We start from the raw sequence: 13,019 nt of genomic DNA on the forward strand, positions 1-13,019 counted from the left end.
TGTGAACATACTCGTTGTTTCACAGTACTACTATCCTGAATCAGTAAGGATAACTGACCTTTGTGAATCTTTGGTAGAACGGGGTCATACTGTTAGCGTTGTGACTGGCATCCCTAATTACCCAGAAGGACGATTCTTCCTAGGTTACTCTTGGTCAAAAAAAAGAAATGAACAAATAAAAGGAGTAATCGTACACAGACTTACTATACTCCCAAGAGGCAAGAACTTTTTATGCCTGAGCATGAATTACATTTCATTCGTGATTTCAGGATGGTTCTATTCTCTAAAAGCTCATAACCGACCTGACGTTGTATTTAATTATGAGATTTCTCCAATTACACAATGTCTAGTTGGAATCTGGTTTGGCAAGAAACATAAGATTCCAGTGATTTCCTACATTCTCGACTTATGGCCTGAGAGTTTCCAAGAAGTAACAGGCAATACCTCAAAAATAATTGAAAGAATGTTGGGGCGTCTCGTTAACTCAATCTACACACAGTCGGATGTCGTTCTTACATCTTCCCAAAGTTTCATTCAATCCATTGCGGCAAGAGGGATACAGTCAGAAAAGATTACATTTTGGCCTCAATATGCTGAGGATTTCTATTTTTCGAATGATTCTGTTGAATCTAATGTTTTAGTAAGAGATGGAAGAGTCTTAATCACCTTTGCCGGAAATATCGGGGTTGCTCAGGGCCTAGACATCCTAATTCCTGTTGCTCGTAAATTAAAAGGACAGAATCAATCCGTTTGTTTTGTCCTCATTGGAGATGGTAGGGACAAGAATCGCTTGGAGTCTTTAGTTGAGTCTGAAGGACTCCAAGATTATTTTATGTTTATTACTAAACAACCCCCTCAAATGATTCCTTCATACTTGGCAAGTTCAGATGCAGGACTCTTGATTCTCAAGAAAAGTGATATTTTCTCCATGACCATCCCTGCAAAGTTGCAGACCTATTTGGCCTGTGGTATACCGATCATTGGTTCTGTAGATGGAGAAGCACAACGAATTATCAAGCAAGCTAACGCAGGTTTGGTAGCTGATGCGGAAAATATTGATCAATTGGTAGCTGCGATTTCAACTTTCTATGCACTCTCTCCCAATGCAAGACAGACTATGGGAGAATCTGCAAGGAAGTATGCAATGGAACATTACAACAAGAAAGTTCTTCTTGATAATTTCGATACACTTTTACAATCATTGGCTAAGGATTGAGATATATGTTCACTAATAAAACCATCCTGATCACAGGCGGCACTGGCTCCTTCGGAAATGCTGTACTTGAGCGATTTCTTGATACCGATATAGCAGAGATTCGCATTTTCAGTCGCGATGAGAAGAAGCAAGACGATATGCGCCACTTCTATAAAAACGACAAGATTAAATACTACATCGGTGATGTACGCGACTATCGCAGCATCCGCGATGCGCTCAACGGTGTGGATTTCGTCTTCAGTGCGGCAGCACTGAAGCAGGTTCCCTCCTGCGAGTTCTTCCCAATGGAGGCGGTGAAGACCAACGTTATTGGCACCGACAACCTACTAACGGCCTGTATCAATGCAGGGGTGAGGAAGGTCATCTGCCTTTCCACTGACAAGGCTGCTTATCCCATCAACGCCATGGGAACCAGCAAGGCTATGATGGAGAAGGTGTTTGTTGCTAAGTCGAGGACCGTGGCTGAGGACAAGACGCTCATCTGCGGGACGCGGTACGGTAACGTACTCTGCTCACGTGGTTCTGTGGTCCCTCTGTTTGTTGAACAGATCAAGGCGGGCAAACCCCTTACAGTGACCGATCTCTCTATGACTCGCTTCATCATGACGCTGGAAGAAGCGGTAGACCTAGTTCTCTACGCTTACGAGCATGCACACACCGGGGACATCTTGGTTCAGAAGGCACCGGCGAGCACCATCGGAGATCTTGCCCAGGCGGTTAAGGAACTATTTAATCCCGACAACGAGATAATGACTATCGGCATCAGGCACGGGGAGAAGATGTATGAGACATTGCTCACCAACGAAGAATGCGCCCATGCCATAGATCTCGGCAACTTCTACCGAGTTCCTGCTGACAACCGCGATCTGAACTATGACAAGTACTTTACTGACGGCAATGGCAAACGTACTACGATCACCGAGTTCAACTCCAGCAACACCGAGTTGCTCACCGTCGCTCAGATTAAGGAGAAGCTACTTACCCTGAAGTACATCCAGGATGAGTTGAAGGCATGGGGGAGCCGCTAGCATGAGGATACTAGTAACTGGCTCGGGCGGTTTCGTGGGGAAGAACCTTATTGCAGAATTGCGAAGCAAGGGATACGAGGATTTGTACCTCTACGACCTCGATACTGACCCGAAGCTATTGGACGAGTTTACCAAGGATTGTGAATTCGTCTTCCACCTTGCCGGGGTGAACCGACCCAAGGACCAAGAGGAATTCATGCAGGGCAACTTCGGCTTCACCGATACGTTGCTTGCTTCCCTGAAGCGGAACAAGAATACCTGCCCCAATCTCATCACCTCCTCCATCCAAGCAGAGCTCGACAACCCCTACGGCAGGAGCAAGAAGGCGGGTGAGGACCTGCTTTTCAGTTATGCTAAAGAATCAGGTGCTGAAGTATATGTCTTTCGCCTACCTAACGTTTTCGGCAAGTGGTGCAGACCAAACTATAATAGTGCTGTAGCCACGTTCTGCTATAGTATTGCACGGGACCTTCCTATCACGGTTAATGATCCGGAAGTTGTGCTAAAGCTGGTCTACATTGATGATGTGCTAGTTGCTTTTCTCTCGGCACTCAAGGGCGAGGTTATCAAAGAAGACGGTTTCTGCAAGGTGTCCAAGGTCCATACGGTCAAGCTCGGCCGGATTGTCCAGCTTTTAAAGGGATTCAGGGATAGTCGAACGAATCTTTCGGTACCAAACATGAGTGATGGCTTCGAGAATGTGCTTTATAGCACGTACTTAAGCTATTTGCCGGAGGATCAGTTTTGCTACCCGCTTAAGATGAATACCGACAACCGTGGTTCTTTCACCGAGATCATCCGGACTGAAGAACGAGGCCAGTTCTCGGTAAATATCTCAAAACCTGGTATCACCAAGGGCAACCACTGGCATCATACGAAAAACGAGAAGTTTTTGGTGGTTAGCGGTAGGGCTTTGATTCGGTTCCGGAAGATTGGAACCACTGAGGTGATTGATTACCATGTGTCAGGTGAGAAGTTGGAGGTTGTGGATATACCTCCAGGGTACACTCATAATATTATCAATGAGGGAGACATGGACTTGGTGACTTTTATGTGGGCGAGCGAGCCCTTCCATCCTGATAAACCTGATACAGTATTTGAGAAGGTATGAAAAGTACTATGGAAAAGATGAAAGTAATGACCATTCTCGGTACACGGCCCGAGATTATCCGGCTGAGTGCAGTGATACAAAAGTGTGACCAGTACTTCAACCACATATTAGTGCATACGGGTCAGAACTGGGACTATACGCTCAACCAGGTGTTTTTCGAGGACCTTGGACTGAGGGCTCCTGACTACTATCTTGACAGTGTGGGAAAGAACCTTGGAGAGACGATGGGGAATATCATCGCCAAGAGTTACGAGGTGATCCAGAAGGAGAAGCCCGATGCTTTGCTGGTGCTGGGCGATACCAACAGTGCTTTGTCGACCATAAGCTCAAAGCGCCTGAAGGTACCCATCTTCCACATGGAGGCTGGTAACCGCTGCTGGGACTGGAATGTGAGTGAGATGATCAACCGCAAGATTGTGGACCACATCAGCGACATCAACCTTCCCTACACCGAGCACTCCAGAAGGTACCTGCTCTCCGAGGGCTTGGACGGCAAGACAATCTTCGTCACCGGCTCACCCATGCGCGAGGTGCTGGACAGCCACATGGAGGGAATCCAGAAAAGCGATGTGCTTGATAGGCTGAACCTCGAGAAGAACAAGTACATTTTGGTCTCCGCCCACCGAGAGGAGAACATAGACAATGAGGAGCACTTCATGTCGCTGATGACAGCCATCAACGACATGGCCGAGTTCTATCAGATGCCAGTCATCTACAGCACTCATCCAAGGAGCAAGAAGTTTATCGAGCAGAGAAGCTTTCAGTTTCATCCTCTGGTACAGAGCCTGAAACCCTTCGGCTTCCTGGACTACAACAAGCTGCAGATGAACGCCTACTGCGTACTATCAGATAGCGGGACACTCAGCGAGGAGTCTGCGATGCTCAACTTTGCAGGAGTGCTAATCAGGACGAGCACCGAGAGACCTGAGGTATTGGACAAGGGAACTGTGGTCATCGGGGGTATCACGACCAAGGACATCTCCCAGGCATTAGAGATGGCGGTCTCGATGAGGGACAACCAGGAAAAGACCGAGATGCCCGACGACTACCATGACACCAATGTATCGGTGAAAGTGGTGAAGATGATCCAAAGTTATGCGAAGATTGTGAATGAGACAGTGTGGGGATGAAAAATATTTTTTTTATAGGGTTTTTTTCATGAAGATATTATTAATTTCTCCTTTGCCGAAGGATAATCAGAATGTAGCTGGTGGTATCGCTGGTTGGACTAATAGATTCGTGAATAGTGATTTAGTTAGAATGAATAATTCGATAAATATAGTTGACACAAGTTTGATTGGGAGCCGAGCTAAAGGAGAGACAAAATATAACTATTACTCTGAGAGTGTTAGAACACTAAAAATACTTTTTAAAACAATTATATTAATTTTATTTAATAAACCGGATATTGTTCACTTAAATAGTAACTGTTCAATGCTAGGATTGGTTAGAGATAATGCAATTTCTTTTATAGTCAGTATTGCCAGAATTCCAGTTGTCGTCCACATGAGATGTGATGTCGCCTTTTATTCTTATACTAGATATGCTTATTTTTCACTCAAGAAGATGATTGGAAGGGCTTCAATGGTTTTTAGTCTAAATAATTCTAGTTCAATGTTTATACAAGAAAAGTTTGGTAAAGCATCTATTTATATCCCTCTATTTATATCAGATGATTTTTTTTTGAATACTAAGACTAGAAATATTTCGGAAAAGGTAAGAAGAATATGTTTTGTTGGTCATATTTCAGAGAACAAGGGATGTAATATCATTACTAATATTGCAAAAATTTTATGTGATATTGATTTTTTCTTAGTTGGTCAGAAATTTGATTCTTTCAATGACAAAGAATTATCAAATAACATTTACCTACTTGGTAATGTAACAGCAGATGAGGTTAATAGAATCTTATCCGAAGCTGATTTATTTCTTTTCCCCTCGAAAACTGAGGGGTTCCCAAATGCTGTGCTTGAGGCAATGGCATCTGGTTTGCCAATTGTTGCTTCAGCTGTTGGGGCAATTCCTGATATGATTGGTACTAGTCAAGAAGGTGGTATTTTAATAAACAGCTTTATTCCAGAAGATTATATAGATGCAATAATTACCCTCATAAATGATAGAAATAGACGTAAGGAAATGTCGAAATGGAATATCCAAACGGTATTAGATAAGTATACAGAGAGTAAAATTATAACTATGATGTTGGAAAAATATTCTGAATGTATTGAGAGAAGTTATAGATGAAAACAATTTTTTATTTTTATCAATTAGCAAATCTTGCGAATCGAATAATTTATAGAGTCCTTCTAATGCCATTAAAATTACATCTACTCGCTAAAAGAGGAACAAAGTGTCAAATAGGTATAGGAACAAAATTATATTATGAAAATACATATTTAGGTAATTATGGCCTTTCGCTGTTTATAGTGGGTAGCTCTACATGATTGGCTGCAGGGGAAGGGACAATTCTCCACAGACGAAGTAGATCATATTCATGAAGTTCCTCATGTTCCTGAAGCCTCTCGCACGGCTCTTGATGATGCTTATCTTCGAGTTGAACCCCTCCAGGATTGCATTGGTCCTCAGGGTCTGGAAGTAGTTGAGAATCTCCACCGCATTCCTGGTCAGGCACTGTGCAAACTTGCGGATTTCCATGACCGCCGAGTTGGCGAATCTGATGGCCAGCCGCTCAAAGTCAGACACCATGTCCTCGTCATAGGCCTTGTGGGTCTCATAGAAATCCTGCAGCTCAAGACGGCAGCTGTAGGCCTGGACCGTATCCAGATATTCGACCTGGAGCAGTTGGCCGAGCCGCTCCCGCTGCCTGTCGGTGAGGTTGTCGGGGTTCTTCAGCCAGATGTACCGCGTCTCTTTCAGGTCCTTTGTCTTTGCGGCGTTCTTGCTGCGCATTTCCCGTTTCCTGGTATTGTCCACCGCATCCGAACAATTCTTGACCACATGGAACTTGTCCACGGTGACGACGGCCTCGGGAAAGCTCTCCCCCAGGACGCTGCGGTAGCCGTGGATCATGTCGCTGGTGGCAACCTTCACCTGCCCGGGTTTTCCGTCCTTCTCCTTGAAACGCTCAAGAAAACGTTTCACGGCATCCTTGTCTTTTCCTTCCGTCACAAAGAGTACCCTCGCTTTCCCCGCCTGCCTGCGCCTTCCAGCCTCATCGGTGACGACATCGGGATGGGAGAGGAATACCGTGATGTAGTTGTGACCCTTGTGGCTGTACTCGTCCACCCCTATCGCACTGACATCCGAGAAGTCCTGGTCCTTGAGGGCCTCCCCCACATGGTAATCGATCAGGCGCCACAGCTTGGTGTCGTGCTCCCCGATCTCACGGGCAACCGTCCTGACCGGCATATGCTTCACCAGGGTGAGTATCACCCCCTCCATCATCAAGGTGAAGCCGCTGCCGCTTCTTGCCCAGGGCACCGGGACGGTCCTCACCTTGCCGTCGGGCGTGATGATCCTGGGAACCCTCGCCGTGATGTAGCAGCGATACTGGAAGAAATTGAGATGCCTCCAGGTTCTCTCCCGTGTGTCGTGGACCTTGCAGCCCTGGTCGAAGCCTGGACACGGGAAACTCGACCCTTCCTCAAAATCGATCCGTATGTGGAGTTCCAACAGCGTTGGCTGCTTCTCGGACGGAACCATCTCCAGTGAAGTGATGCGCCAAGGTTCCTCAAGGCCCAATCCGAGGCTGAAAAGTTTCTGAATATGCGGATCGATCATCTGCTTTGCTCCTTGCTCTAAACATAGCAAATTACCCTCTATTCATGAATACCCAATTGAGTCTTACCCACCAGAAACAGCGAATAACCGTAATTATGTCAGTATCGGGGCAAGTAATCGATTTATAAATTCTAGAGCAAAGATTATAATTGGCGACTATGTAATGTTTGGTCCAAATGTTACTGTTATAACTGGAGGTCATAGGACAGATATTTTAGGAAGGAAAATGTCAACAATCACCAACAATGAAAAGTTACCAACCGATGATCAAGATATTGTTTTTGAAGGAGATAATTGGATTGGAGCCAATTCAACTATTCTTCGTGGAACTAGAATTGGGGTGGGATCGATAATTGCTGCAGGTGCAGTAGTTACAAAAAATGTTGAACCCTATGCAGTTTATGGTGGAGTACCTGCAAAACGAATAAAATATCGATTTTCCGAAGACAAACTGAGAGAGCATATTGCTATGATTAATAGGAATTATATATGATTGTCAGAGATTTGGTTATTTCTATAATTGGATTGGGCTATGTAGGTATGCCTATCGCTGTTGCTTTTGCAAAAAAGGTGAAAGTAATTGGCTTTGACATAAACATAGCAAAGGTTGAACTCTATAAAGCTGGCATCGATCCTACGAGAGAAGTTGGTAATGAAATTATCAAAAATACCTCAGTGGAGTTTACAAGTGACGAAACCAAGCTGAGGGAAGCAAGATTTCACATAGTAGCTGTGCCAACTCCAGTTTATGACGATCATACTCCTGACCTCAGCCCAGTAGAAGGTGCAAGCAGGGTATTGGGAAAGAACCTTGAGAAAGGATCAATTGTTGTTTTCGAATCTACCGTGTACCCAGGTGTAACTGAGGATATTTGCGTACCAATACTAGAAAAAGAATCTGGGCTTAAGTGCGGTGTTGATTTTTTTGTTGGTTATTCTCCAGAACGAATCAATCCTGGTGATAAAGTTCATCGTTTGGAAACAATAATAAAAATAGTATCTGGTATGGATGCCCAGACATTGGATACTGTTGCCATGGTGTATGAACTGGTAGTTGAGGCAGGTGTTTATAGAGCACCATCAATTAAGGTAGCTGAAGCTGCTAAGGTAATTGAGAATAGCCAGCGGGATATCAATATTGCCTTCATGAATGAGTTGTCAATAATTTTTAATAAGTTAGGAATTAGCACAAAAGAAGTGTTGGATGCTGCTTCAACGAAGTGGAATTTTCTTAAGTTCTCGCCTGGCTTAGTTGGCGGTCATTGCATTGGAGTAGACCCATATTATCTTACCTATAAGGCTGAACAGCTTGGATACCATTCGCAAATCATCCTATCGGGAAGGCGAATTAACGACGATATGGGAAGATATGTTGCTGAGAACGTGGTAAAGAAGTTAATCTCTGTAGGTTCCCCGGTAAAAGGAGCCAAAGTTCTTGTTCTTGGATTTACATTCAAAGAGAATTGCCCTGATACGCGAAACACCAAGGTAATAGATATCATTAATGAGCTTAGAGAGTATGGCATAGAACCTATGGTATGTGATCCTGTTGCTGACTCTCAAGAAGCGGAATATTTGTACGGAATCTCTTTTGTTTCTAGACAAAGTATAAAGAAAGTTAATGCTGTGATTGTTGCTGTTGCTCATAATGAATTTTTAACATATGGGATACGAGAGCTTGATAGTTTTTTTGCATGTGACACTGAGAAGGTTGTGATCGATGTGAAATCGATTCTCAACCGTAATGAGTTTGAACAGGCTGGTTACTGTTATTGGAGTTTATAAGTATGGGGTATGAGCATCTGGTATTTCCAAAAGATTCAGTATTCTTGGTAACTGGAGGGGCTGGATTCATAGGGTCCAATCTCTGTGAAGCTATTCTTCGAATGGGGTATATCGTTCGTTGTTTGGATGACCTCTCCACTGGTTTTCTGAAGAATATTGAAGATTTCAAGGATAACCCAAAATTTACATTCATTAAAAACGATATAAAGGACTTTGACAATTGCTTGAATGCTACGAAAGATGTCAATTATGTTCTGCACCAAGCAGCATGGGGAAGTGTCCCAAGGAGCATTGAAATGCCTCTTTTTTACGAGCAGAACAATGTAATGGGCACTCTTAATATGATGGAGGCAGCAAGGCAAAATAAGGTAAAGAAGTTTATTTATGCTTCATCAAGTTCTGTGTATGGTGATGAACCGAATCTTCCAAAGAAGGAAGGCAGCGAAGGGAATCTGCTTTCGCCCTATGCGCTTACAAAAAGAACCAATGAAGAGTATGGCAAGCTTTATCATAAGCTCTATGGACTAGATACCTATGGACTCCGTTACTTTAATGTTTTTGGGAAACGCCAAAACCCTGATGGAGATTATGCTGCAGTAATACCCAAATGGATTAAGCAACTCATGAATAATGAGGCTCCGGTTATTCATGGCGATGGTAAGCAGAGTAGGGATTTTACGTATATAGAGAATGTTATTGAAGCAAACCTTAAGACGTGTATGGGAAGTTATGATGCAGCTGGTGAAGCCTATAATATTGCTTTTGGTGGTCGTGAATATCTTATTGATATCTTCAACGAACTTACAGGTGCTTTGGGTATAAAAACAGAGCCAAAATATGGCCCTGATCGTGCCGGTGATATAAAACATAGTAACGCTGATATTAGTAAAGCAAAAACACTTCTTGGTTATGATCCTGACTGGAGTTTCGAACGTGGAATAAAGGCAGTTATAGAATGGTATAAGGTAACTCTAATTCCGTGAGTCGATAGGATAATCAATGATGCAAAACAAAGTATATGTCACGGTTGTTGTGCCTGTGTACAACTCTGCAAAATTCATTGGAGCATGTATAGAATCGCTTCGAAATCAGACTCTGAAGGAAGTCGAATTTCTTATTATCAATGATGGATCTTCTGATAACTCATTAGATATTATTCTATCTGAAACTAAAGGGGATGAGCGATTTATTATTTTTAATCAGGTGAACAGTGGGGTTAGTGCGGCAAGAAATAAGGGGATTAGAGAATCAAAAGGACAATTTCTTATGTTCGTTGACTCGGATGATTCCTTGATTGGTGAAAACTGTATTAGATATTTATATGAAAAGATAATTTCCACTGATGCTGATGTAATAGCATTTGGAAGTAAACATGTATTGAGTAATGGAGCCTCGTTTATTCACAATGTGTCAAAACATAATGAAATTATTGCTTTATCTTCTAATCGGGTTGCTGCCTCAAGAAAAACAATTAATAATCCCAATTACAGATATTCTGTATGGAATAAAATATACAAATCTTCTGTTATTATAAAAAACAATATTTTTTTCGAGAGCTATTCCGATGTTATTAGTGAAGACAAAGTGTTTAATCAACATTTCTTTATATTTGCGACTAAGGCTGTTTTAGTTAGTGATACATTATATAAGTATTCTGTCGTTGAAAACTCACTGTCTCACTCAAAGAATTATGAAAATGTTATATATAGAGTAAACAATACTATTGAGAGGGGATCAAAATTCTATTTTATCCTTAGTCCCAATGAAAAGTCTGGCCTTTTTTGGCCATTGTATTTAGATTGTTTATCAATATGTGCTGAATTGCTTTATTCCTTTAATAAACTACCATATGAAGAAGTACAAATAAGGATTGTAGATTTATTACAAGCTACGCAAGCTTTAAGGATACAAAATGATGCTCTCGATTCCCCCATATGGAAAATGACCAGTGATAAAAAGAAGAATGTATTTTTCATGTTGTTATGTTCTCTTATCAGAAGGAGTGCATACAAACAAGCGGCAGTTGTGTTGTTATCAAAATCTAGAATTCGTATGGTGTGGAAAAAAAGAAGATGAAGCTGGTTTTTAAAAACAATCAAATCATTCTTAAAATATTAACACTTTTTTTTACTGTCTTTAGCATTCGCCTAAAAGTAATACCTGTTACTCCTAGAATAATTGTATTGGTAAGTGTCCTTTTATATGTTTTTTTTATGAGGGGATTTCACTATACAAAGGATGATATAAAGTGGTTAATAAAATGCTTTTTCGTTTTCTTATTTACGTTATTCTCAGTGTTCTTAAATAGTGCTAATCAAACAGATTCTGAACTGCCACTTTATAGTGCTTTCAATTTTTTAATTTTTGTTGGCTTATTCCCATTCCTTCTAATTGATGTATTTGATGATGAGTTGCAATTCTGTCGAGCTTTAGGAATTGCAGGTACGATTCAAAGTATTATTGTTATAATGTCTGCATTAATACCGTTGATTAGAACCCTACTTCAAGAAATTCAGAATATCGATTTTTCAAGATACAATTATAGAATTTTTGGATTGGGTATAGCAGGATCGGGAGGTAGTATATATCTATTTTGTGGACTATTTGCAATTGCATATTGGATTATTTGCACTAAGAAGATATCGATTTGGCTAACACTGATTTATATAATTAACTTTTTTGCAATTACTTTAGTTGGTAGAACCGGATTCTATGCAGCAATTATTGTTTCGTTATGTCTATTTATAATTGTCGGACGAAATGGAGTTTGGAAGCCATCAGCTCTATTTGGTTGGTCTTTTTTTATACTAATAGGCATGATTTTTCTTTATAATTATGTAACTAGTGTATTTGAATCAAATACTGAAGTATTGTTATATACTTTTCGACGACTTGGAGAAGGGTTTAATTATAGTGATTCTGAAACTATAGAAAAACTTAGTTTGTGGAATGATCGTATTATTCCATTATCCTTTCGTACTTTGTTTATTGGAACAGGAGTTACAAGAGGGTATTCATATGATGGATTACTTGTTAGTCACGATGGCGGTTATGCAAAAAGATATATGTCTATTGGTTTGGTAATGGCATTATATTCGTATGTTATTTACTATAACTATCTGCGAAAAATGATTAAACGAATAACAGGTAAAAAGGGAATAATTGTTATTTGCTTGCTTATTATGTTAGTTATCGAATATAAAGAGCCGTTTATGTATCAATTGGCATTACCATTTACCGTTTTAATGATAGTAAAATTAAAACTAAAAGCACAAGTGCAAAAGAAAGAAAAAAAATGGCAACATTATCTGAAAAAAAACTAAAAGTCACAGATTCCGAGCTTAAGACAATTGAGTTGCAGATTTTAGATTATTTTAAAGATGTATGCGTAAAAGAGAATATCCAGTTTTTTTTGACCTATGGTTCTTTACTTGGGGCTGCAAGACATTCAGGTTTTATTCCGTGGGATGACGATATTGATTTAATGGTAAGACGAGAAGACTTTCAGAAGCTGATATTTGCAATGAATAAGAATCCCAGTGATAGATTTAAGTTCATTTGTTTATATACAAACAAAAGGTATTTATTCCCACTTGCAAAGGTATATGATACTCAAACTGAGTTAGTTGAGGAATATGGTTCAATTGCAGGAGAAACATTCGGAGTGAATATTGATGTGTTCATTTTAGATCATTTACCAGATGATCGATGCCTTGAACAGCGGTTTTTTTCCAGGGGAAATTTTCTACGTTATTATTACGGATTGGCTTGCTGTAAATATAAAATAAGTAGGGCTAACTTATTAAAAGACCTTATGAGGAATATTATTATTACACCCTTTAAATTAATCGGTTACCGTTTTTTTGCAGAACGTTATGATAAGTTCTGTCAAAAATATAATAACAAGCAAACTGAATATGTTGGAATCATACAATTTGGGGAAGGAAGTGGCGATAAAGAACGCATCCCTAACAGTTCATTATCAGGGATGACAACGTTACCTTTTGAGGGAAAAAAATACTCTGTTCCTGATAATTATAAGATCTATCTGACTCAGCTCTATGGTGATTTCATGGTTCCACCACCTGAGGAGAAAAGAATTACAAAGCATAGCTTTGTTGCGTATTGGCTATGAGGT

The 13,019-nt window shown here is 40.8% G+C and carries 12 protein-coding genes; 11 read left to right on the plus strand and 1 reads right to left on the minus strand.

Annotated elements, in window-relative coordinates; all coding sequences use genetic code 11:
- Position 1 precedes the first annotated feature (1 nt).
- Genes SPIBUDDY_RS01280 through SPIBUDDY_RS01300 form a run of 5 tightly spaced genes read left to right on the plus strand, consistent with a single transcriptional unit; the run spans position 2 to position 5,599 of the window.
- A complete protein-coding gene (locus SPIBUDDY_RS01280) occupies positions 2-1,216 on the plus strand; it encodes a glycosyltransferase family 4 protein (RefSeq protein ID WP_013605948.1) in 1,215 nt (404 codons plus the stop codon).
- A gap of 5 nt (positions 1,217-1,221) precedes the next feature.
- Positions 1,222-2,244, plus strand: a complete 1,023-nt coding sequence (locus SPIBUDDY_RS01285; protein WP_013605949.1) for a polysaccharide biosynthesis protein — start codon at positions 1,222-1,224, stop codon at positions 2,242-2,244.
- A gap of 1 nt (position 2,245) precedes the next feature.
- Positions 2,246-3,355 carry a capsular polysaccharide biosynthesis protein CapF gene (locus SPIBUDDY_RS01290; RefSeq protein WP_013605950.1) on the plus strand — a complete coding sequence of 370 codons (1,110 nt, stop codon included), beginning with the start codon at positions 2,246-2,248 and terminating at the stop codon, positions 3,353-3,355.
- 8 nt (positions 3,356-3,363) lie between these two features.
- Positions 3,364-4,485 (plus strand): non-hydrolyzing UDP-N-acetylglucosamine 2-epimerase, encoded by a 1,122-nt coding sequence (wecB, locus tag SPIBUDDY_RS01295; RefSeq protein ID WP_041380922.1) that lies wholly within the window; start codon positions 3,364-3,366, stop codon positions 4,483-4,485.
- A 28-nt stretch (positions 4,486-4,513) separates the two neighbouring features.
- Positions 4,514-5,599 carry a glycosyltransferase family 4 protein gene (locus SPIBUDDY_RS01300; protein WP_013605952.1) on the plus strand — a complete coding sequence of 362 codons (1,086 nt, stop codon included), beginning with the start codon at positions 4,514-4,516 and terminating at the stop codon, positions 5,597-5,599.
- Positions 5,600-5,791: 192 nt separating this feature from the next.
- On the opposite strand, the gene SPIBUDDY_RS01305 is transcribed toward SPIBUDDY_RS01300, so the two are convergent.
- Positions 5,792-7,096 (minus strand): ISL3 family transposase, encoded by a 1,305-nt coding sequence (locus SPIBUDDY_RS01305; RefSeq protein WP_013605953.1) that lies wholly within the window; start codon positions 7,094-7,096, stop codon positions 5,792-5,794.
- Positions 7,097-7,259: 163 nt separating this feature from the next.
- Here SPIBUDDY_RS01305 and SPIBUDDY_RS01310 point away from each other — a divergent pair, with 163 nt between their 5' ends.
- From SPIBUDDY_RS01310 to SPIBUDDY_RS01335, 6 genes are read left to right on the plus strand one after another with little or no spacing between them, the layout of a single operon-like run.
- Positions 7,260-7,589, plus strand: a complete 330-nt coding sequence (locus tag SPIBUDDY_RS01310; RefSeq protein WP_081454588.1) for an LbetaH domain-containing protein — start codon at positions 7,260-7,262, stop codon at positions 7,587-7,589.
- Positions 7,586-8,881: a nucleotide sugar dehydrogenase gene (locus tag SPIBUDDY_RS01315; RefSeq protein WP_013605954.1), complete on the plus strand. Its 1,296-nt coding sequence runs from the start codon at positions 7,586-7,588 to the stop codon at positions 8,879-8,881. Before SPIBUDDY_RS01310 ends, SPIBUDDY_RS01315 begins: the two co-directional genes overlap by 4 nt.
- A 2-nt stretch (positions 8,882-8,883) precedes the next feature.
- Complete coding sequence (locus tag SPIBUDDY_RS01320) at positions 8,884-9,864, plus strand: SDR family oxidoreductase (protein ID WP_013605955.1); 981 nt, start codon at positions 8,884-8,886, stop codon at positions 9,862-9,864.
- A 19-nt stretch (positions 9,865-9,883) separates the two neighbouring features.
- Positions 9,884-10,957, plus strand: coding sequence for a glycosyltransferase family 2 protein (locus SPIBUDDY_RS01325; RefSeq protein WP_172634176.1), 1,074 nt, complete (start codon positions 9,884-9,886; stop codon positions 10,955-10,957).
- Positions 10,939-12,204 (plus strand): hypothetical protein, encoded by a 1,266-nt coding sequence (locus SPIBUDDY_RS01330; protein ID WP_155816026.1) that lies wholly within the window; start codon positions 10,939-10,941, stop codon positions 12,202-12,204. The genes SPIBUDDY_RS01325 and SPIBUDDY_RS01330 overlap by 19 nt, the downstream gene beginning before the upstream one ends.
- Positions 12,177-13,016, plus strand: a complete 840-nt coding sequence (locus SPIBUDDY_RS01335; RefSeq protein WP_013605958.1) for a LicD family protein — start codon at positions 12,177-12,179, stop codon at positions 13,014-13,016. Before SPIBUDDY_RS01330 ends, SPIBUDDY_RS01335 begins: the two co-directional genes overlap by 28 nt.
- Positions 13,017-13,019: the final 3 nt, after the last annotated feature.

Origin of the sequence: Sphaerochaeta globosa str. Buddy (genome assembly GCF_000190435.1) — a bacterium.
GTDB classification, from domain to species: domain Bacteria; phylum Spirochaetota; class Spirochaetia; order Sphaerochaetales; family Sphaerochaetaceae; genus Sphaerochaeta; species Sphaerochaeta globosa.